The organism is Streptomyces sp. 7N604 (assembly GCF_052245475.1).
Classification (GTDB): Bacteria; Actinomycetota; Actinomycetes; order Streptomycetales; family Streptomycetaceae; genus Streptomyces.
In genome coordinates this window covers 50,305-72,520 of record NZ_JBQQBX010000005.1, presented here as the reverse complement: position 1 = coordinate 72,520, position 22,216 = coordinate 50,305, and the positions used below count along the sequence as shown (strand labels likewise).

At 65.4% G+C, this 22,216-nt stretch carries 14 protein-coding genes and 1 pseudogene; 7 read left to right on the top strand and 8 right to left on the bottom strand.

All coding sequences use genetic code 11. The annotated features are described in order from the left end of the window. Positions 1-9 precede the first annotated feature (9 nt). From ACTWP8_RS06990 to ACTWP8_RS06965, 6 genes are all read right to left on the bottom strand, one after another. Positions 10-465, bottom strand: a complete 456-nt coding sequence (locus tag ACTWP8_RS06990; RefSeq protein ID WP_443321263.1) for a DUF6238 family protein — start codon at positions 463-465, stop codon at positions 10-12. Positions 466-506: 41 nt separating this feature from the next. Continuing rightward, the gene (locus tag ACTWP8_RS06985) at positions 507-1,976 is read right to left on the bottom strand and encodes an SCO6880 family protein (protein ID WP_443321262.1); all 1,470 of its coding nucleotides are present in this window, start codon (positions 1,974-1,976) and stop codon (positions 507-509) included. An 86-nt stretch (positions 1,977-2,062) separates the two neighbouring features. Next, positions 2,063-3,460 (bottom strand): SCO6881 family protein, encoded by a 1,398-nt coding sequence (locus ACTWP8_RS06980; protein WP_443321261.1) that lies wholly within the window; start codon positions 3,458-3,460, stop codon positions 2,063-2,065. Between the two features lie 30 nt (positions 3,461-3,490). Continuing rightward, the gene (locus tag ACTWP8_RS06975; RefSeq protein WP_443321260.1) at positions 3,491-4,174 is read right to left on the bottom strand and encodes a hypothetical protein; all 684 of its coding nucleotides are present in this window, start codon (positions 4,172-4,174) and stop codon (positions 3,491-3,493) included. Continuing rightward, a complete protein-coding gene (locus tag ACTWP8_RS06970; RefSeq protein WP_443321453.1) occupies positions 4,174-4,473 on the bottom strand; it encodes a DUF6112 family protein in 300 nt (99 codons plus the stop codon). Before ACTWP8_RS06970 ends, ACTWP8_RS06975 begins: the two co-directional genes overlap by 1 nt. Before the next feature lie 87 nt (positions 4,474-4,560). After that, the gene (locus ACTWP8_RS06965; RefSeq protein WP_443321452.1) at positions 4,561-5,703 is read right to left on the bottom strand and encodes a C40 family peptidase; all 1,143 of its coding nucleotides are present in this window, start codon (positions 5,701-5,703) and stop codon (positions 4,561-4,563) included. 625 nt (positions 5,704-6,328) lie between these two features. On the opposite strand from ACTWP8_RS06965, the gene ACTWP8_RS06960 reads away from it, so the two are divergent. The 6 genes from ACTWP8_RS06960 (at position 6,329) to ACTWP8_RS06935 (ending at position 19,689) form a co-directional block, all read left to right on the top strand. Next, the gene (locus tag ACTWP8_RS06960) at positions 6,329-7,078 is read left to right on the top strand and encodes a DNA-methyltransferase (protein WP_443321259.1); all 750 of its coding nucleotides are present in this window, start codon (positions 6,329-6,331) and stop codon (positions 7,076-7,078) included. 714 nt (positions 7,079-7,792) lie between these two features. Next, a complete protein-coding gene (locus ACTWP8_RS06955) occupies positions 7,793-8,332 on the top strand; it encodes a DUF4365 domain-containing protein (protein ID WP_443321258.1) in 540 nt (179 codons plus the stop codon). After that, positions 8,329-9,507, top strand: a complete 1,179-nt coding sequence (locus ACTWP8_RS06950; RefSeq protein ID WP_443321257.1) for a hypothetical protein — start codon at positions 8,329-8,331, stop codon at positions 9,505-9,507. The genes ACTWP8_RS06955 and ACTWP8_RS06950 overlap by 4 nt, the downstream gene beginning before the upstream one ends. Positions 9,508-9,598: 91 nt before the next feature. Continuing rightward, a complete protein-coding gene (locus tag ACTWP8_RS06945; protein WP_443321256.1) occupies positions 9,599-13,207 on the top strand; it encodes a helicase-related protein in 3,609 nt (1,202 codons plus the stop codon). 145 nt (positions 13,208-13,352) lie between these two features. Then, a complete protein-coding gene (locus ACTWP8_RS06940; RefSeq protein WP_443321255.1) occupies positions 13,353-16,163 on the top strand; it encodes a DUF1156 domain-containing protein in 2,811 nt (936 codons plus the stop codon). Between the two features lie 85 nt (positions 16,164-16,248). Continuing rightward, positions 16,249-19,689: a Swt1 family HEPN domain-containing protein gene (locus ACTWP8_RS06935; protein ID WP_443321254.1), complete on the top strand. Its 3,441-nt coding sequence runs from the start codon at positions 16,249-16,251 to the stop codon at positions 19,687-19,689. 217 nt (positions 19,690-19,906) lie between these two features. Here ACTWP8_RS06935 and ACTWP8_RS06930 read toward each other — a convergent pair whose 3' ends face one another. Continuing rightward, positions 19,907-20,644, bottom strand: coding sequence for a hypothetical protein (locus ACTWP8_RS06930; protein WP_443321253.1), 738 nt, complete (start codon positions 20,642-20,644; stop codon positions 19,907-19,909). Positions 20,645-20,849: 205 nt separating this feature from the next. Here ACTWP8_RS06930 and ACTWP8_RS06925 point away from each other — a divergent pair. Next, a pseudogene (locus ACTWP8_RS06925) lies at positions 20,850-21,645 on the top strand (IS5 family transposase). A 303-nt stretch (positions 21,646-21,948) separates the two neighbouring features. Here ACTWP8_RS06925 and ACTWP8_RS06920 read toward each other — a convergent pair. Continuing rightward, positions 21,949-22,134, bottom strand: coding sequence for a hypothetical protein (locus ACTWP8_RS06920; RefSeq protein ID WP_443321252.1), 186 nt, complete (start codon positions 22,132-22,134; stop codon positions 21,949-21,951). Between the last annotated feature and the right edge of the window lie 82 nt (positions 22,135-22,216).

The following is a 22,216-nucleotide window of genomic DNA, read 5'->3' as shown; positions in this document are numbered from 1 at the left end:
TCCTGGCGGTCAGTGGCGGGTGAGGCCGGTGAAGGGGTCGCGCAGGTCGGCCGGGGTGTGGTCACGGCGGACCCGCGCGGTGGTGGCCAGGTGGCGCTGGCACACGGTGAGTTCGGGTGCTCCCTCGGGGAGCTGGGCCCGGCAGGCCTCCCGGGTGGGAAGGCGGCCGGTGCCCGGCTGAGGGGCCGCGTGAAAGGCGGCGTGGAGATGCTCGGCTGCCTGCCACAGCCGAGTCCGGCATGCCCGCAGGCGATCGCCCTCGGCTGCGGCCACCGGGGTCGTCCGGGCGGCGTGGGCATCGAGCAGCCCGTAGAGGGCGACGAGGTGGGCGTGCAGCGAATCCAGCTCGACGCGGCTGGCGGCAACCGGCGCGACGGGCATGTTGATCGCCCGGTGGAAATCGAGCGCGGCGGTGGCGAACGGGACAAAGTCTGGGGCAGGTTCGTGCGGGGGCTCGGTCGGCATGGGTGCCCTTCGGTAGAGCGCGGTCGGTGGTGCGGTGTGCGCTACGGGCGGGCGAGGGGCAGCGCTGCGTTGGTGAAGGCTTCGGCCTGCTGCCAGGTGAGGAGGCGCAGATCGACGAGGGCAGCGACCGCTGCGGCCTCGATCGCGGCGCAGGCGGCGTTGAGGTGCTCGTCGGTGTCGGCGCTCACGGTGAGCAGGCCGGTCAGGGCGACGTCGGCGTGCCCGGCGATCAGCTGGCGCTCGCGCTGCTTGATGTCGGCGTACTCGACCGAGTCCTCTTCCGAGTCGACTTGGCCCTTACGCTGCCGCTCGGTGGCGTCCGCGATCACGGTGGCCTTGCGGCGCTGCACGTCTTTGAGCGCGGCATCCAGCCCCTTGGGCGCGTAGGTCAGCGAGAGAGTGCGGCGCACTCCGGAGGTGAACAGGAGCTGGTGCAGGAAGCCGGGGTTGGTCTCGATGCGCGGCCAGTTCTCGATCCAGAAGGTGGCGTGGTGGGCCGAGTCGGTCTGGATGCGATCGGGCTTCTCGACCAGGACGATGGGGCTGGCGGCAGCGGTGTCGGCCTGCGGGCGGCCGGAGGAGGACCACTGATCCAGGGCGGCGGATGCCTTGGGGTCGTACGCGGTACGGATTACGGCCGCGATCTCGGTCGCGGTCAGCCAAGCGCTGGGTGTGAGACCGGAGTTGCGGGCGGACTGGTCGAAGGTGGACGTGAGCTGGGCCAGGACGGCGAAGCCGCCGGTGAGTCCGCCTCCGGCCTGGTTGATCAGGCGGCGGGCGGCCTTGAGATCGAGGGCGAGCGCGACGTAAGCCTCGTGCGGGGCGGCGGCAGGACCGGCGGCGGCCAAGAGGTCGCTGTAGATCGGACCGGCGAGGTGTGTCCCCGGATCGCCATGCTCGTGCCAGTAGCGGTTGAGAGCATCGCCTGAGTCGGGCACGGTCCGCTCCAGAACCTGGATGCGGGCGATGTGCCCGGTGCGCGAGAGGGCGGCGAGGACGCGCCCCCAGCCTGCGACGTTGCTGTTCTGCGTGTCCTGGTCGAGCAGAGCGAAGGCGCGGGAGGAGACCTTCACAACGGAGGTAAGGGTGCCGTTGTGCGGGTCGTGCACGGCGCCGAAGCGGCCGTCCGGGGAGGTGACCACGCGCAGGGAGGCGGCGGTTCCCGGGAGGTGGAGTAGGCCCTCGCGACGCGTTCGGGTGGAGGGTCGGGCCAGCCAGATGAGCTGGCCCCGGAAGCGGCGCAACGCGTACCGCAGGGCGATGGGCGCCCAGTCGGCGAGGGAGCGTCCTCGGTGGCGGATGAAGACCGCCGCCAGGATGACGGCCCACAGCGGTAGGAGCTTGAGCGCACCGGCAACGCCTGAGGTGAGCAGGACCGCGAGCAGCAGCAGACCGGTAACGGTGACGAGGATCAGCTGGGGAGCCGAGAGGCCGACGAGCACGCCCCGGCGTGAGCGGTGCGGGAACTTCACGGTGGCCGGACCGGCGGAATGAGAGGTGTCACAGAGCATGCGAAGCCGTCCTTAGTGCGACGAGAAGGAGGAGGACGGGGGCGGGGGGCCAAGGGCAGCCTCGGCCCGCCCCCGTCAGGTGCGGGCTACGAGCCCGATCCACCCGGTGGCTCGCGGTAGACCCACCGCTGCGGTGTGGTGCCGCCCTGCGGGGAAGGCCCGCTCCCCGGCGACGGACCGCCTCGCCGTGGCGCAGGGGGGTCCATGTGCGTGACCCGCGGCGGTGACACCGAGGCGCCCTGGGGCGTCGGCCCGGATGAGACCGGTGCCGAATCAGTCTCCGAATCCGATGCGGAGCCCTGCCCGGGACGCTGGATCAGGGGCTGACTGCAGTCGCCGTCCGTGGGAGGCCGCTGGATCAGGGCCCGGCCCTTGTCGCCCGTGGCGTTCGGGTCCTCGCCGAAGCGGAACGTCTTCGGCGCCGGAGCGCTGGCACCTCCGGCGGGGTCGATGCCGGAGGCGACACCGCCCGCACCCTGGCCCGGTACCTTCGCCGGTCCCTGGGGAGCCGGCACTCCGATCCCTGCTTGCAGCGCAAGCGAGCCCGCGGTCTTGGCCGCGCCGGCGATGGCCCCCATGCCCGCGACGCCGGTGCGGTGTACGTCGTCGTGGCCTCCGCCGTCGGCGGCCCAGTGCACGAACTTGTACGTGGCGTAGGGGCACAGCATGACGAGGATCAGAACGACGATTCCGGCCATGGCGTCCGAGAGGGCGGCGAGGCCGCTGCTCGATTCGGACTTACCCATCGCGGATATCCCGATCAAGAACACGACCGTCATCAGGAGCTTGCTGACAACGAGGGTGGCGGTGGCCTCGATCCAGCCCCGTCGCCAGCGCCTGGCGACTTCCCAACCGCCGCCGGCCCCCGCGAACACCGCGAGCGTGACCAAGATCAGGATGCCGACCTTGCGGGCCACCATCACGGCCCAGTACAGGAACGCGCCGATCGCGGCCCCGAGGGCCACGAAGGTGGGCACCATCCAACCCAGCTCGTACATGGAGCCGTACTGGCTGACCTTGATCACGCGGCGGACCGCGTCATCCACCGAGCTGTTCGCGACTTTGAACAGCCCCTCGCTCAGCGCGTCTACCACGGTCAGGGCGACGGTGGTGAACGCGATGGCGCTGAAGGCGAAAAAGACGCCTGTCATGGTGCCGAACACGGCCTGGACGAGGGCGCGCTCGTCCCTGCGCCAAGCGGCGCGTATGAGCTGCATGATGAATGTGCCAACCGTCAGGATGAGCCCGATGGGCAACAGCAGTTCGTAGTTGTCACGGAACCAACCCGCGTTGAGATCTACCCGGGTGGTGGCATCGACCGCTTTGGCCGCCAAATCGGCAGCGCTAGCAGCCAGTTCGCCTGCGGATTTCGCGATCCATGCCCCGATGCCGTCGGTGATGGCCGTGCCGGGGTCGCTGACGAAGTCGACGGTGTCAACGACCGTGCAGACCTTGTCCATCATCGGGATGGTGCAGACATCCATCAGGCGCCTCCTTCCTTGTCGTGGTGGGCATCAGGGGCTGACACGGGGAGCGACGCCGACCAGCGCGCAGGGCTGCTTCGGGCGGCACTTGACAGCCAGGGTGATGGCGCGGGATTCGGCTCCGGCGCCGGAGCCGGTCCAGGCGATGGCCTGCTTGCCGGTAACGGTGACCGCGTAGACGTACGCCTCAGTGATCCCGCCTGGATCAGCGGCCAGAGCCGCCTTGAACGCCTGGGGGAAGTGGCCCTCACCGATCTTGGCGCTCGCACGCTGGTGGTTGTCGTGCATCCGCGCCCACAGCACCGGGCTGGGAACCTGGTCGGTGACAGACTTCCAGTCGACGTACTTCTTCTCGCTGGTCATCCACCGTTTGAGCCCCGCCAGGTGCTCGGCCTGGGAGGACGTGCGGGTGTCATACGTCCACAGGACCTTGGTGGCCGCCTTGCCGAACTCGATCGGATCGCTCGTCTTGGGCGGTGCCGAGACTGCATCGCCCTCGCGTGTCGTTGACTTCGGGGACGGCGATTCCTGGGCGGACCGTGAAGTCGGGGCGGGCTTTGCCTCGACCGGGTTTTCGGGGCGCGTCAAATACGCGACGAGGCCAGCGACGGCCAGCAGCACGGCGAGAACGATGCCGCCAATCAGGGTGCGTCGGAGGACCAAGGAGGGTGCTCCATACGAGCCCTCCTGGGAGATGGCGGAATACTTCGGCATCAGTGGACCTGCGTCCCCATGGCGCTGAAGAACGCGACGATGCCGTTCGCCGCGCCGAGCAGCAGCGCGCATCCGGCAGCGACGACCGTGCCCTTCTTGCCGTTGGCCTCCGCGTGGTGGCCGCCGCTGTGGTGGCCCCAGGCCCAGACAAGGGCGGAGATGGCCAGGGCACCGACCACGGCGATGATGCCGAAGAGATTGATCGAGGAGATGACGTTCCTCAGGACGCTGAGGCCGGGGAGCCCGCCGGCTTTCGGTGTCACGCCGGGGTTGTAGGCCAGGTACTGGACGTACTGCATGAGCTTCACGTGGAACTCCATTGCGGTTTTGGGCGTGCGAGGGCACCCGAAGGGGGTGGAGCGAGGGGGAGGGGGAGAAGGAGCCGGTCAGACGACTCGGCGGGCGGCGAGGATGTCCGGCCGCCAGTCGGCGAGGGTCGAGATCTTGACCACGTCGCCGGTCCCGGGGGCCTGCAGGATCAGCCCTGCGCCGAGGAACATCCCAACGTGTTCCGGCACGGCGGCCGTGCCACGGGTGAAGAGAAGATCGCCCGGCTTGAGGGCACCGAAGCTGACCGCCTTGCCCTCCTTGACCTGCGTGTACGTGGTCTGGGAGATCGAGACCCCGCCAGCCTTGTACGACGCCTGTATCAGGGACGAGCAGTCGCACCAGCCCATCGGATCCTGGCCGTGCGGATCAGAACACTCGCCACCCCACTGGTACGGGGTGCCGAGCTGTTTGAAACCCCAACGGATCGCGGTGCGAACCGACTTGGGAACATCAGCCGGAATCTTGTAGCCCTTTGGAACGGAGCCTGCAGGAATCGGGCGGAGCTTGGACGCGGTCCCTCCAGTACACCTGGTGGCGCCCGGGGTCATCGACTGCTTGTCCTTGCTGCCCTTGTCGCCGTCCTTGCCGGAACGACCCGCATCCTGCGAACGCGACTCATCGATGGCATTCTGAAGGGCCTTGGCCAGCGGCTCCCATTTGGCGTAGGCGCCGGGGAAGCCACTCTTCTGGACCGCCTGCGCGACCTGCGCCACGGTCATCGACTCCCAGCCCGAGACCTTGAGCAGACGCTCGTAGAACTTCGTCGAGGCGCGCCGCGGATCACGCACCTGCGCGGCGGTCCCCCATCCCTGGCTGGGACGTTGCTGGAACAGACCGAGAGAATCCCTGTCGCCGTAGTCTAGATTCCGGAGTCCCGACTCCTGCAGGGCCGTGGCAAGGGCAGCGATCTGCCCCCGCCGTGGCACCTTCATCGCGACGCCGGTGGCCTGGATCGTCTCGGCGTTCGGTATCTGTTCCTCGGGGTCATCCAGCCCCGGAACGGACATCGACCTCTTTCCATCGCCCTTGAGGATCGATTCCACCCGCCTGGCGACCGCTGCGGTGTCCACAGCGTGCGCATCGCCATTGGTACAGGTAGCCCGCGCGCTGCTGGCGCCAACCAGAGCGATGGCGAGCGTTGGTATCAACAGCATTGGGCTGAGTGCTACGGCCCCTGCTACAGCGACGACCTTCTTCACGGTCACGGGCCGAACGCCGGGAGGCTGGTCTGAGAACCAGGCCCTGGGGAGGGGCGCGCCTGGGCATGCCGCATCTGCAGCTCCTAACTCATAGGCAGCGCGGCACCGGCCTTCTCGTTGAAAGGGCCACGGCGCCGCGCCGTTAAAATTCGCAATCTCGAAGGGAGCTGGGGAACCAGGACTGGGAGCCGTTAACTCCCAGTCGCTGGGCCCCTACTGGAATGCGGCAGTCAGCCGCGCTCGTAATCTCACATGCCACATGGGATTCCCCTTCTCCGAATGGAAGGCCGGTTCGTGGAGTGCCGTCGCGTGCACGGTCTCTTGGACGCAACACGCATCAGAACAGCTCAACTTGGCGGAACCAGGTCCCGTCCTGCGAACATGGCGAGACTGTAGAGACGCAATCCGGCCGCACCAAACGGCCCGTCATCCGGGGAGTTGGGACCGCGGGCCAGAGGGTCTCGCTTCGTTGGGCACGGCCGGAAAGAGGAGTTAACCTCCAGCGCGTTGCTCGCCCCCCAGGCTGCTGCGTCCGCAGTTTCCCGGAGCGACTCATGCCGACGTGCGCAGCTTCCCCTTAGAGGGAATTGCGCAGGACTGCCTTCCGGAAAGAGAGAACCGCGCAATGCCGTACATCCTGCATCGAGGCGACGCGCTAACCGCCCTCGCCGGCATCCCAGACAACAGCATCGATGCCGTGATCACCGACCCGCCGTACAACAGTGGTGGCCGTACGAGCAGTGAGCGCACAGGCCGCACCGCGCGCGCGAAGTACACCTCTGTCAACGCCGAGCACGACCTCGCGAACTTCCCTGGGGAGAATCGCGATCAGCGCTCGTACGGCTTCTGGCTCACGCTCCTGCTCACCGAGTCCTATCGGGCGACCGTCGAGTCAGGCGCGGCGCTCGTCTTCACCGACTGGCGGCAGCTCCCGACCACAACCGATGCGCTTCAGGCCGCTGGGTGGACGTGGCGAGGGATCGCGTCGTGGCACAAGCCGGTCTCCCGCCCACAGAAGGGACGGCTGAAGCAGTCGTGCGAGTACATCGTCTGGGGGACCAAGGGGCCGGTCGACGCCAAGCGCAACCCCGTCTACCTGCCCGGGCTATACACGGCGAGCCAGCCGAGGAAGGACCGGGTGCACCTCACGCAGAAGCCCGTGGAAGTGATGCAGGAGTTGGTCAGGATCTGCCCACCGGCAGGCACGGTCCTCGACCCGTTCACAGGCTCCGGGACCACTGGTGTCGCAGCCCTTCGGGAGGGGCGCCAGTTCGTCGGCATCGAGCTCTCCGAGCATTACGCCGACATAGCGGAACAGCGTCTGCGTAGCGCGCTGACCCAGGACGACTTCGAACTTGCTGGGCCCGAGGAATGAGAGCAGACGCCCCAGAGGGTGGGGGCAGGAGCGCAGAAGAGGGCGGTTGCGCCATAGGAAGCCGATGGCGTAACCGCCCTTGGTCGTGCAGGAAGTCAGCCCGTGTCGATGCTCTGCCGAATGGGTCGCCGGCCCGCGTGAGATCGGGCTAACGGAGGCAGCGATCCAGCGAGCCACTGCTTCGAAGGCGTTTAGAGCACTAGTGTCATACGGTCCGAAAGTCATCGCGACAGTCGTTGCCGAGTTCTTCGTAGAGGGCGACCGCACCGCGTGCATCACCCGACTCGCCTGTCAGCTTCGCGATTCCTCCGGCCGTCGACAACGACCGGAGTGGCCCCCGAACCGGACAGCGCGTAGCTCGCGTCTCCCGGCGGCCTCCGGAGTAGGCAAGCCGTAGCCCGCTTCCGGGTCTCCACGTCTTCCCGCAGCCAGGGGTTTCTCGCCGCAGCGCAGCTGGCCCCTCGCGTTCACTTCTGTGAACCGGCCCGCTCGCCCGCGTCGAACCAGACGCCTGCATGACCCAGTCCCGGACCGCGATTTCGATCAGGGGCTCAGGCGCTTGTCGCTGAGTGTGGCTTCCTGCACCGGGCATCGTTTACTACGATCACCGTGAGGGTATGGCTGCCGCGTTCATCGGCGGCCGACACTCGTGTGGCGGCGAGCGGAGCGCAACGCGGGTGAGGAAGACCACGGCAGGGGCGGGGCTGACTCTGGATGGCATTGAACCGCGAGGTTCGGCAGGGCCGCTACGGTGAGATGTTCTTCCAGGCCATCGTTACTGCTGCCGGGCTGACTGCCCAGAAGCTTCATGAAGACGACTACATGACCGACTTCTTCGTCGGGCATCCTGGAGCGCGCGGCCGTCTGGTCAACCCCATGATCGGCGTGCAGGTGAAGTGCAGCCGCAAAGCGAAGGTGAGCAACTCCGCTGTCACCCATGGATTAAAGAGTAAGTACTACAACGAGCTCGCGAAGCCGGCCTCTGACTGGTCGCTTCCCACATTCTTGGTGGTCGTCCTGGTGCCCAAGGACGCCGACGACTGGATGGACGTGTCTGACGAGCGGCTGGCCCTGTCCAGGGCCGCCTATTGGACCTGTCTCCACGGCCAACCTCAGCGCCGGGACCTGCACGAGGACTCACCGGTCACGGTGTCAGTACCTCGTGAGAACCTTCTGACCGAGGATGCTCTTCTGCAGATGTTCGCTGTTGCGGATCGACTGCGAGGACAGGGGCAGGGGGTGCCAGTCCAATGACACAGAAGCAGCTACCAGAGCAGACGCTTCGCTCCCTGAGTCCTGAGTTGCTCCGCCGTTACCTGGACGCGCAGGGCTGGTACCTTGCCGAAGAGCAGCAGCGTGCTGAGGTGTGGGCCACTCAACTAGCCGACGGTCTCATGGATGTTCTGCTACCCAAGGACCCTCGTCTCACTGACTACGTACGGCAACTGCGGTACCTATTCGACAACTTGGCCATCGTTGAGGACCGAGAGTCATCAGCCATCCTCCGCGACATCAGGCTTGTCCAAACTGATGTGCACTATGTACGTCTTCTCCCCGAGGGGCTCGCTCCCGGCACTGTCTGGCTCTCCGAAGGCAGCCGCGCGGTGGCTAGTCTCCGAGATCTCTTCGTCAGCGCCACGTACCGTGCCACCACATGGCTCGAGAACCACCAGCCGCGTCCAGTAGAGCCGGGTCGCAAACCGAACCAGGTGTACGAATTCCTCAGCCGCCGGGTTCTACTGGGTCTGGCCCAGCCTGGCAGCTACATCCTGACCGCCGAGATTCCGTTGAACGTCGGGGTCCCGGAGCAGCTGCCACTCGACGCGCAGGGCCGCTATGGCGGAATCCCCCTGGCCCGACGAGTCTCGACAGCCTTCTACGACGGCGCTGCCGCCGCGCACAGCGCAGCCGAGCACGCGGCCCTCAACGCGGGTGATCTTTCATCCTTCGCCGAGCACGCCGAACACGGCCTGTCCGCGAACGTCTGCGAGGCGCTCGCCGAGCTCTCCTCACACGGGAAAGTCCCCTTCGAGCTACGGGCCGCATGGGCAAACAACTTGCCGGTGGACCGCCCTCTGGGGATCCTCCAGTTCCCGCCAGGGCTCATCGAACAGCTACAGCTCGGTGCGGAATACCTCCGCGACCGTTTCGGCCGGCAAGGGGTGTCCGTGCGGGGCTTCGTTACCAAGATGGAGCGCGTTCCGACCACCGGGCCGGGCTCGGTGATCCTTTTGGGCCGCCCAGAGGATGAACCAGCCAGCCGGGCGATGAGGGTCCATGTAGAACTGACCGCACCGGACTACGAACGTGTGGGCCGAGCGCACCTGGAGGGGCAGGAAGTGCTGGTCCAGGGAGACCTGGAGCGTGCCGGGAACCGCTGGCACCTCGTGCGCGTCCAGAGCTGCACTGTCGAAGAGATCACGGACTGAAGGGTCGCTGCGCACATTCGTGCAGCAGGCCGCCGCGTCGACTCCGCAGAGACTAGTGTTGATCACGGCACGTCCATGGCAGGGAGGCGGTATGCCCATCGGGGGAGTCGGCGACGGCAGAAGACATCCCGCTGCTCCCGGTGTCTACCCGGTCGGGGTACGGCTTGAGGAGCTGACTCCAGGCACACGGATCGGCGGCCTAACTGCAGCCGGGCCCGTCACGGTGGTACGTGCCGACTGGCGTGGCAGCAGCGCCATGGAGATCGTGTATCGGGATGACTCCGGCGGCTTTGGCAGCGTTTTTCTTTATCGGGAACACGAGGCGAGCCTCACCTTGCACGAGCCATCTGCCCGCAGCGACTTCACCGGTGACGCTACCGCCTTCCGTCTGGCGGCGGAGGCCCTGCGGCTCCGCATGGCAGGACTCTTCGATCCGATGCTGGCCGTCACCACATCAGACCTTGAGGCGTTACCACACCAGATCCGCGCCGTGTACGAGGAGCTCCTGCCGCGCACCCCACTGCGTTTCCTCCTGGCCGACGACCCTGGTGCAGGCAAGACCATCATGGCGGGGCTGTATCTCAAGGAACTGCTGTTACGAGGTGACCTGGAGCGTTGCCTGATCGTGGCACCAGGTTCACTGGTCGAGCAGTGGCAGGACGAACTGCTAGAGAAGTTCGGTTTGCGGTTCGAGCTGCTCACCCGTTCCCTGGTCGACTCCTCTCCGGACAGCAGCGTATTCGAGCACCACCCCAGGCTGATTGCCCGGATGGACCAGCTGTCCCGGTCGGAAGAGCTCCTGGAGCAGCTCCAGGACACGGACTGGGATCTGGTCGTGGTGGACGAGGCCCACCGGATGTCCGCTCGTTGGTTCGGCAACGAGCTCAAGACAACTCGTCGTTACCAGCTCGGTCAGCTTCTGGGCCGCATCGCTCGCCATTTCCTCTTGATGACGGCGACCCCGCACGCTGGGAAAGAGGACGACTTCCAAATCTTCCTCGCCCTGCTCGACTCGGACCGGTTCGAAGGCAAGTACCGCGAGGGTGTCCACACGCTCGACACGGGCGGGCTCATGCGCCGCATGGTCAAGGAGGACCTGCTCACCTTCGAGGGCAAACCGCTCTTCCCTGAGCGCCGCGCCTACACCGTGCCGTACGAGCTGTCGCCCGCCGAGCACGAGCTGTATGAGGCAGTCACGCGGTACGTCCGCAACGAGATGAACAGAGCCGACAGGCTGCGGGCGGCCGGCGATGGCCGACGAGGGAACACTGTCGGCTTCGCCCTCACGGTGCTCCAGCGCCGCTTAGCCTCCAGCCCCGAGGCGATTCTCCGCTCGCTCGAGCGGCGTCGCGAACGCCTGATCCGACGCCACCGGGAAATGCTGGCGGGTCCGTCCAGCCGCGACCGAGCCGAGGGCCTCGAGCACAGCCGCCGCATGATCACCCTGAACGGTGGCGACGACGATTGGCAGGACCGGCTCGACGACCTGGACAGCGGCGAACTCGAAGAGCTGGAGGAAGAGGTTCTGGATGCAGCCACTGCGGCGCGGACTGCCGCCGAACTCACAGTGGAGATCAACCAGCTCAGCGAGCTCGTCCAGCTGTCCACCCGGGTCCGCCTCTCCGGCACCGACCGCAAGTGGAGCGAGCTGCGCACCTTGCTGCAGGACCGGGACGAGATCCGTGACCATGACGGCAACCCACGCAAGATCATCATCTTTACGGAGCACCGGGACACCCTCAACTATCTCGTTGAGCGCATCCGAAGCCTGCTCGGCATGAGCGAAGCAGTCCAGCTGATCCATGGCGGTGTACGGCGCGACGAGCGCCGCCGCATCCAGGAGCTGTTTACCCAGGAGCGCTATGTGCGCGTCCTCGTGGCTACCGACGCAGCAGGCGAGGGCCTCAATCTGCAGCGCGCTCACCTCATGGTCAACTACGACCTGCCTTGGAATCCCAACCGGATCGAGCAACGCTTCGGCCGCATCCACCGTATTGGTCAGACCGAGGTCTGCCATTTGTGGAACCTTGTCGCCACCGATACCCGCGAGGGCGCCGTCTTCCAGCGTCTCCTCGACAAGATCGAGCACCAGCGCCGTGCCTATCGCGGCCAGGTCTTCGACGTTCTGGGCGAAGCCTTCGAGGAGCAGCCACTGCACCGGTTGCTGATCGATGCCGTCCGCTACGGTGATCGGCCCGAGGTCCGCGCCCGTCTGGACCAGATCATCGATCACACAGTTGGCGAGGGGCTCGACGAGCTGCTGGCCGAGCGGGCCCTTCACAGCGACCTCCTAGGCGAAACGGAGGTGGCCGAGACCCGGCTGCGGCTGGAAGAAGCCCAAGCCAGGCGGCTCCAGCCTCACTACGTCGAAGCATTCTTTCGCGCTGCCTTCACTGAACTCGGCGGGCGGCTGTCGAGACGGGAAGCAGGCCGGTTCGAAGTCACGCACGTCCCAGCTTCACTGCTAAATCGTTCCCGGCGTGGCGGTCTCGCGGCCCCGGTGCTTCGCCGCTACGTGCGGGTCGTCTTCGACCGCGAGCTCATACGCGGACGAGGCACGACCCAGGCGGCACTGCTGGCGCCCGGGCACCCGCTCATGGACGCGGTTGTCGATGTCACGATCGAGCGCCACGCCGCCGTGCTCCATGACGGAAGCGTCCTGATCGACCGCGGCGATCCCAGCCAGACCCCCCGGCTGCTGGTCGCTCTCACCCAGGAAGTCACCGACGGACGTCCACAGCCGAGAGTCGTCAGCAAACGCTTCGACTTCGTCGAGCTCACTTCGGACGGCTTGGCGATCGCGGCCGGTCCTGCGCCCTATCTGGACTACGACCCTCCGACGGAGGAGGAAGCGGATCCCGTGGCACAGGAAGCCGCCCGATTCGCCGCGCAGCCGTGGCTGGCGGACGGTCTGGAGGAGACCGCCGTCGCCTGGGCCGCCGACCACGCGGTCCACGAACATCTGCGGTCCGTCCGGGACCGGATCGTCCCGGAGGTGCGGCGCACTCGCGAACAGGTACGGCAGCGACTTACCCAGGAGATCGACTTCTGGTACGCCCGCCACCTCGAGCTCCTCGACGCACAGAACCAGGGACGCAAGCTGAGATTGCGTCCCGAGACCGCACTGCGCCGCGCGAGCGACCTGGAGGAACGGCTGGACCGACGGCTGCGCGAACTGGATCTCGACGAGCGGCTCCTGCCGCGTCCGCCGCGCATGGCGGGCGGGGCACTGATCCTGCCCCAGGGGCTCGTCGACCGCCTGCTGGGTCGGCGTCCCGAGTCCGCGGAAGTCACTGCCGCTGTGCGAGACGTGGCGACGATCGAACGCCGCGCGATCACGGCAGTGATCGACACCGAGCGGCGTCTCGGCCGCAGGCCCGAGGAGATGCCCCCGAACAACAAGGGCTTCGACATCCGGTCGTGGACGGCAGACGGAGACGACCTCCTGCATCTGGAGGTCAAGGGCCGAGTCGCCGGAGCGCAGGACTTCACCATTACTCGTAACGAGGTGCTCCACGCCAAGAACGTCGGCGATCGGTACCGCCTGGCTCTGGTGTCGGTCTCCCCCGAGGGACCCGAGTACGACCAGGTGCGGTATCTGACCGAGCCCTTCCGTGAGACCAACACGGATGACTTCAACGTGACCAAGTTCGTCTTCCACTGGACACGGATCTGGAGGCAGGGAAGCTCTCCACACTGACCGGTAGGTGGTGCCAAGTCAGCCCCGCGCCAGGGAAGTTGAGCGAACGTCAGTGAGACGCGCCATACTAGAGGCCAAACAATCATCTCATCCGACGGTTCCAGTCGCCCTGGAGCACCCACCTGGCCTGGAGAGTGCGCCCCGCATGACGACCACCCCCAAACGCAAGCTGATCGAGGTTGCGCTGCCACTGGAAGCGATCAACCGCGAATCGGCACGGGAGAAGTCCATCCGGTACGGGCACCCCTCGACGCTCCACCTGTGGTGGGCTCGCCGCCCCCTCGCCGCATGCCGCGCGGTGCTCTTCGCCCAGCTAGTCGACGACCCCTCCTCCCACCCCGACAAGTTCCCGACGCAGGATGCGGTCGCCGCAGAACGGAAGCGGCTGTTCCAACTTATCGAACGCCTGGTGGCGTGGGAGAACACGACAGACGAGGCTCTGCTCCGCGAGGCCCACGAAGAGATCCTCAAGTCCACAGACGGTAGTCCACCCCCCATCCTCGACCCCTTCGCAGGTGGCGGCTCCATCCCCTTGGAAGCCCAGCGACTGGGCTTGGAGGCACATGCTTCGGACCTCAACCCAGTACCGGTACTCATCAACAAAGCCTTGATCGAGATCCCACCTAGGTGGGCCGGCCAGCCGCCGGTCTTCCCTGGAGCGGCGAACGAGAAGCTCAGCCAGGACAGGCACGCCGAGGGGATGTGGCCGAACGCTACCGGGCTCGCCGAGGACATACGCCGCTACGGCAAGTGGATGCATCACGAAGCCGAGATGCGGATAGGCCACCTATATCCGAAGGCCAAGCTTGAGGACGGCAGCGAAGCCAATGTCATCGCCTGGATCTGGGCCCGGACGGTCAAGTGTCCGAACCCAGCGTGCGGAATCCAGATGCCGCTGGTCAAATCTTGGTGGCTTGGCAAGAAACAGGGCAAGGAAGCGTACGTCGTGGCAAGAGTGGACGATGGGAGCGTCGTCTTTACAATCGGCCACGACGTGAAGCAGGCCCCAAAGAAGGAAACGGACGGCACAGTCCGGCGTACGGGTGCGGTTTGCATCGGCTGCGGTGATACCGTGCCGCTCGCGTACGTGCGCGAGAACGGCAAGGCAGGTCGCATCGGTCAGCAGTTGATGGCCATCGCCGCAGAAGGCCCGCGCCGCCGGATCTACCTCCCGCCCAACGAGGAGCACGAGCAAGCCGCAAAGCTTCCGCGTCCTGACAATATTCCTGACACGGAACTTCCAAAAGCAGCGCTGGGCTTCCGCGTTCAAGGCTACGGCATGACGCACCACGCAGACCTTTTCACTCATCGCCAGCTCACAGCTCTGAGCACGCTCAGCGATCTCGTGAAGGAAGCTCGAGACCGTGTGCTGGTTGACGCGACGAACGCTGGCCTGTCTAGTGGCACCCCACTCGCAAGACGTGGCGCTGGAGCCGAAGCATACGCAGGCAGCGTCGCTACCTATCTGGCACTCATCGTTAGCAAAGCTGCCGACCGTTTTGCATCGATTTGCGGGTGGGACAGCAGCACGAAGACTGAGGGCACACGTAACGTATTCGCACGCCAAGCCGTCTCAATGGTATGGGACTTTTCAGAAGCCAATCCATTTGTTGACGCCTCCGGCGGATTGGATAAGTCCATCACTTCAGCGTCTCTGTCTGTCAGCCGGCTAGGTCGTGGGAATCCGGGAATAGTGAGCCAGGGCGACGCATCACACCGAAGTTACGCCTCTCTACTTGTCACGACCGATCCTCCATATTACGACAACGTCGGATATGCTGAACTCTCTGATTTCTTCTACATATGGCTCCGAAGGTCTCTGGCCTTTGATTTGCCAGACTTGCTTAGCACCATGCTTACCCCGAAATCGGCCGAATTGGTGGCGGATCCATTTCGCAGTGGCGGCAGGCGTGAGGCCGAGGAGTTTTTTAGATCGGGATTTGAGCGCACCTTTTCCAATATTCGCAAAGACTCGATGCTCTCATTCCCTGCTGCGGTCTTCTATGCATTCAAGCAGTCAGAGACGGACGCTGAGGGACAAGCTTCGACAGGCTGGGAAACGCTGTTGCAGGGTATGCTTCGATCCGGCTGGGCGGTGACGGGAACATGGCCCATGCGCACCGAGATGGGCAACCGGATGCGTAATATAGACAGCAATGCGCTTGCCTCTTCTATTGTGCTGGCCTGTCGCCCCCGCCCTGAGAACGCAGAAACAATTACCCGCCGTGCCTTCCTTGCGGCACTCAAGGATGAGATGCCCACGAAGCTCAACGAGTTGCAGCAAGGGGCCATCGCCCCTGTTGACCTTGCGCAGGCGACGATCGGCCCCGGCATGGCGGTCTTCTCCCGATATGCTCAGGTCCTGGAGCCCGACGGCAAGCCGATGAGCGTGCGCACTGCCCTAACGCTCATCAATCAGATCCTGGACGAAGTCCTTTCCGAGCAGGAAGGCGACTTCGACGCGGATACCCGGTTTTGCGTGCAGTGGTTAAAGAACTTCGGCTGGACCGAGGGTTCTTTCGGTGATGCTGACAACCTCGCGCGAGGTCGGAACACTTCTGTCGAAGGTGTCAGGCGCGGCGGAGTGTTCTTGGCTCACGAAGGAAAAGCGAGGCTGCTGCCGTTCTCCGAGCTGCCCCAAGACTGGCATCCGGAAAGTCAAGAGCGGATCAGCCTCTGGCAAGTCGTTCTACACCTGGCCAAAGCTCTGGATCAAGACGGAGGCGAGGCCGCAGCGCGCCTGATGGCCGCGGCACGTCTTCGCGTCGACATGGACGTTGCGCAAGAGTTGGCTTACCTGCTCTTCGCCATCTGCGAGAAGCGCGGCCTCGCCCAGGATGCGATCCTCTTCAACGGCCTTGGCCAATCCTGGTCCGACCTTACGGCCGCCGCGCGCAAGCAAGCCATCTCAACGCCGAAGCCCATCCAGGACGGGTTCACGTTTGACGAGGAATAGCCGCCGCTTCGACCGCAGCATCATGCGGCCGTATATCACGATTGAACCATCAGGGGAACGATAAAGATGGGGACGAGGACAAGCGATGGCGATCAGTAACCGGGACCGCGTCGGTCGCGGGTTCGAACTGCTGGGGCGGGGGCTGGAGCCCTTCGTCGATGAGGTGATGACGGCTTCGGTATCCAATGGAGGGGACTGGATCAGGGTTCTTGAAGCCCGCGACGCCACTAGGTTCAGAACAAGGCGGGTCTATTCGAAGTCTGACCCGGCTGTGCTGCTGAAGGTGATCACGGAGGAGTGGCGGGCCGGATTCAAGGACAGGCTCTCCCGGGGTGAGCAGTCCATCGCCTCCCTCCTGCGAGAACACCGAAACAAGTGGGCGCACAACGAGCGGTACAGCCACGAGGATGCTGCCCACGTTCTCGACCTGATCGAGCGGCTGCTGACGTCCGCCGGCGACATCGATGGGGCAGCCGCTGCTCGCAAAGAGAAGCAGAATCTCCTGCGAGCGATGTACGAGACAGAGACGCGCGAGGCAGTCAGGGAGTCGGCCCGCTCAGCAGTCGGCGTTCCCGGAGTGGTCAGGGGCCAGAGCATCAAGCCGTGGCGCGAGGTCATCCGCCCCCACCGCGATGTGGCGTCCGGCCGCTACGCATCCGCAGAGTTTGCTGCCGATCTCGACGGTGTGACTCGTAACGAGGGCGGTGAAGAGTACACCCACCCTGTCCGGTTCTTCGAGCGCACCTACCTCACCGAGGGTCTGTGCGACTTGCTCACCCGGGCGGCTCACCGACTCTCCGGCGACTCCAATGCCAGTCCTGTCATCAATCTCCAGACCAACTTCGGTGGCGGTAAGACCCACTCGATGCTGGCGTTGTACCACCTGGCATCCGACACCCCGCTCGCCGAATTCCCCCAGGAGCTACATGACTTGATCGCTGAAACCGGGGTCGCCTGGGATTCCGTAGGGGAGGTGAAGCGGGTCACTCTCGTCGGAAACCGGATCAGAGCGGCGAAAGGCAGCACCAAGGACGACGGCACCCACGTCAACACCCTTTGGGGGGAACTGGCCTGGCAGCTCGGCGGGCGGGATGCGTACGACCGGATCGCAGAGGATGACGACGCTGGCACCAACCCCGGCCGAGCTCTGCAGGAGCTAATCGCTGAATACAGCCCCTGCCTCATCCTCATCGACGAATGGGTAGCCTACGCCCGAGAGTTGTACGGCAAGGATGACCTACCCGCCGGCACCTTCGACAGTCAGTTCACGTTCGCTCAGACCCTGACCGAAGCCGTCAAGGCCGTGCCTGGCGCGCTGCTGGTTGTCTCCATTCCGGCCTCCGAGAAGGCTGACGGCAGCGACGCCGATTCCACCGGCAGCAATGACCTGGAGACGGGCGGCCTCCACGGCCAAGCGGCCCTCAAGCGGCTGCAGAATGTTGTCCGCCGGGTGGCCGACCACTGGCAGCCGGCCACTGCCCGCGAGTCCTTCGAGATCGTCCGCCGACGACTCTTCGAGGAGACCGATGCGGACGGCAAGGCTGAAATCGCAGCTGTAGCCCGTCAGTTCGTCGACTTCTATCGCTCCAAGCACGGCGAATTCTCCCGCGAATGTTCCGAGCCGGCCTATGAGGACCGGATCAAGGCCGCCTACCCGATACATCCCGAGCTCTTCGACCGGCTCTACAAAGACTGGTCGACCCTGGAGCGGTTCCAGCGCACTCGCGGCGTGCTTCGCATGATGAGCACCGTCGTCCACACACTGTGGGAAGCGAACGACCCTGGTCCGCTCATCATGCCCGGGTCAATCCCGCTTCAGGACCCGAAGGTCGTCAGTGAGCTCAACCAGTATCTCGACGACGAGTGGAAGGTCATCATCTCTACCGATGTCGACGGTGAAGGCTCCATACCCGTTCGAATCGACGAAGAGCGCACCACCTTCGGTCAGCGACGGCTCACTCGGCGCCTCGCCCGCACGGTCTTCTTCGGTTCGGCGCCCACGCTGCGCAGCGACCACAAGGGCATCGACCGGCAGTACGTGTGGCTGGGCGTAGCCGTTCCCGGCGACACTATCGGGAACTTCGGCTCCGCGCTGGACCTGCTCGGCCAGCGGACCACGTTCTTCTACCCGGAGAACGGGCGCTACTACTACAGCACCCAGGCTTCCATCACCCGCGCCGTCCAGGACTATGCGGAGGCTCTGCGAGACCGCCCTGAGGAAGTCAGGGCGGAGATCGCCAATCGACTGCGCCGGAACCAGATGCAGCCCTCGGGAGACTTCGCGCGCGTTCACCCGGCCCCGGAGGGCACCGGCGACGTACCGGATCACGAAGAGGCCCGCCTGGTCCTCCTTCACCCCAAGCACTTCCACAGCAAGGGGCAGAAGGGCACCAAGGCACTGGAGTTCGTCGAGAAGTGCCTCAAGCACCGTGGTTCCGCCCAACGCATGAACGTGAACCAGCTGGCGTTCCTCGCGCCCGACGAGCGGCGGCTCCAGGAGCTCGATGACGCCGTACGCGATTACCTCGCGTGGAAGGACGCGTACGCGCGACGCGGCGAATCCGGGCTGAACCTCACTGCTCAACAGGCCAAGTTGGCCGAGAGCCGCTGTGCCCAGGCTGACGAGACGGTCGATCTGCGGATCTCAGGGACGTACACCTGGCTGATAGTTCCCGAGCAGCCCCGGGGCGACCAGCCGTACGTCCTCAGCCCGATCCGCTGCGAGGGAAGCGATGATCGGCTCGCCGTGCGGGCTTCCAAGGTTCTGGTGCGCGAGGGACTGTTCACGACAGTCTTCGGTGCGCCCAACCTCCGACGAGATCTAGATTCCCACCTGCGGCCGGTCTGGGAGACGGGACACGTCTCCCTCGGAGTGCTGTGGGGCTACTACCGCAAGCACCCGTACCTGATGCGGCTCCGTGACCAGTCCGTGCTCGAACAGTGCGTGCTGTCCGTGTTGTCGGAGGGCATCACATGGGAAGCGGAGGGTTTCGCTCTCGCCGATGCATACGACGAATCGAGCGACACGTACCTCAACCTCTCTCTGCCCATGCAGGACTCCTTCGGCCAGACGACCGATGACACCCTGCTTGTGTTGCCAGAGCGTGCATCTGCTCAGCGACAACGAGAAACGGTCGCTGCGGCGGCCCGAGACGCGGCAGCGCGGGAATCAGTCGAGCGAGCACCTGGTGAGCGGCCTGCCGAGAGTAGGAATACTTCCGGCGAAGGCAACTCCGACGCTGCCCCCGCGTCGCAAGCGTCCCCCGACGCTCCTGAGCCGCAGTCGATCCGCAATGTCCGGTTCTTCGGTTCGTACCCAGTTGATGCGGAGCGAAGCGGCCGGGATTTCGCGAAGTTCGTGGATGAGGTCCTGCCGCATCTGCGGTCCGTTCCCGGAGCAGAAGTACGGATTCGGCTGGAGATCGAGGCGCACAGCAAAGACGGGTACCCGGACGACAAGGTCCGCGTGGTGACTGAGAACGCCCGGACCTTGAAGTTCGAGCAATACGGCTTCGAGGACGAGTAGGCCCGACCAGAGTGCGGACCTGGGGTCCGCACTCTGGTCATCCCATTGCACTGGTCGCTTCGGGAGGCGCTTGACTCTCTGGATGCTGGCGCGCGCCGCTACGGGAGCCCGGGTGGGCCCTGGGCGACGGCGGGCGGCACGTGGCCGTGCTGGCCCCCTTCGGCGAAGAGAAGAGGCAAGTTCACCCTTGTTTGACGAGGACAGGGCAAACACTCAGTTAGTCAGCCTGCCTGGAGGATGAGGCCAGTTCCCAGACCTGCCCCCGCGCCGGCGGCTGCCGTCTGCTGCGACGAAAGTCCTCAACCTGACGGTCAGTCCTCTTCTTTCGGACAGCATGGACGTGGTCGTTGTACGACTCGGTTCGTCCCGTGCATGAGCGTCCCTGCTCCGCTCCGCAGTATGTGCAGGGGACCGAGAGCCTGATCTTCTTGGTCTCCCTGGCCAACCTCTCGAAGTAGTGGGTGGGGCAGCCGTACAGTGCGGTGATCTCCGCGCATGGCTCCGCATCGACGGAGTCGGCCCAGCCGCATCGGTCTTCCGGTCGCGGAGCGTGCAGGGCGCAGGGCGATCCGTCCGAGCGCCGTGGATAGGGGCATCGCATGGCGAGGATGGCTCCCGAGGTCTCCGTCTGCGTTTCAGCACCGAACAGGCGTACCGTCGTGCCTTCTGCTACCCAGGTGACCGTTCCCTTCCCGTGCAGAGGCGTTCCCGGGCAGCGATCGGGGTCCGGATCGGCGCCATCCGGCGAAGGCCATTCGGTGTGCTCTGCGCAGGGCTCACCGGGCGTGCTCACCTCGATCGGGCAGCCGTCGTACCTCTTGTAGCGGTAGCCATAGCCACAGCGAGGACGCAGGAGCCGACGCAGCGTTCCTGCCAGGTCGTCAGCCCGCATGCCGTCGGACGGTTCGAAGGCGGTCTTGCCGAGTTCGAGGAGTTGTGCGATGTCGGCAGCCATCTGTGCCGGCATGTGGAGTCGGCTGGGAATGCCCTTGGTGAAGAGGGCGGCGGGGGGAGCGAGAGCTTTCGCCATGCTCCGTCAACGACTGCCCTAGGACCTGCGATTCACCACTCATGTGAGATTCACTCAGCCAGCCGATTTCAGCCCTGGCGCACTAAGAGGTCATCTCATTTGGCGGTTTCGGTAGTCTGGCTGAGTGCTGATGGTCGAGCGTCTGGTCCCGGATGGGCTGTGGGAGTTGTTCCAGCGGGTGGTGCCGGAGGCGCCGACTCGGCCGCAGGGTGGCGGCCGACGCCGGTACGGAGACCGTGAAGTGCTGGCCGCGATCATCTTCGTGGCCAGCACAGGCTGCACGTGGGCGCAGGTCCCGCCGGTGTTCGGCCCGTCCGGAGCCACGGCTCACCGCCGGTTCATGGAGTGGTCCAGGGCCCGGGTGTGGGCGAAGCTGCACCGCCTGATCCTGGACGAGCTCGGATCGCGAGGTGAGCTGGACTGGTCGCGGTGTGCGATCGCTCGGTGAACATGCGTGCCCTGAAAGGGGGGATCTGACGGGTCCGAATCCTGTGGATCGAGGCAAGAAAGGCTCGAAGATCCACTTGATCACCGAGCGGACCGGACTGCCCATCTCCATAGGGATCTCCGGGGCGAACCTCCACGATAGCCAGGCACTTGAGCCGCTCGTACGCGGCATCCCGCCCATCCGCTCCCGCCGCGGTCCGCGTCGACGAAGGCCGGCCAAGCTCCACGGCGACAAAGGCTACGACTACGACCACCTGCGGCGATGGTTACGCAGCCGCGGCATCCGTCACCGCATCGCGCGCAAGGGCATCGAGTCCTCCAAACGGCTTGGACGCCACCGCTGGACCATCGAACGCACGATGGCCTGGCTCGCCGGATGCCGACGCCTGCACCGCCGCTACGAACGCAAGGCCATCCATTTCCTGGCCTTCACCAGCATCGCCTGCACCCTCATCTGCTATCGCAGATTTGCCAAATGAGATGGTCTCTAAAGAGAGCTCTTCAGGCAGTGGTCAGGCAGTGGCTGGGACCATCTGCCATATCGTGGCAGGACATACGCCACTACTGCCTCGTCAACGAGGTACGCGCCTGTGAACACGTCCGGGTACTCCAGAGGGATCAACGCACCGTGTCGCAGGCCAACTCACGGGCTCTTTGTCACGCTCTGTTACTGAACGCGAAATGCGTCGGTTCGCACGATGATGCCCTGGTCTCCCCGAAGGTTCATGATGGCGACTCCCCCTCCAACCCAGTCGGCCCGCGTGCCGCGTGCGTCCTCCGGCTCACGCGTAGACCTCGGGACGTTGGAGCCTCAGGTCTTCTCCCGGCTGCTGGAAAAGGCGTGCGCCGATCGCCTGTTGCCTGCCGAGCTGGCGGCAGAGGCGGCTGTTCGGGCGGGCGTCGGCCGCCTGGGAGTGAAGGAGCTCCGCATGCTTCTTCTCCAGGTACCGCAGTTCGCGTCGGCCCACGCAGCGGTGGCTTCCGCCTGGGCATTGGTCAGGGCACGCCCCGAGATCGCTACATCCGTGCTTCACTCTCACGCCCAGGACA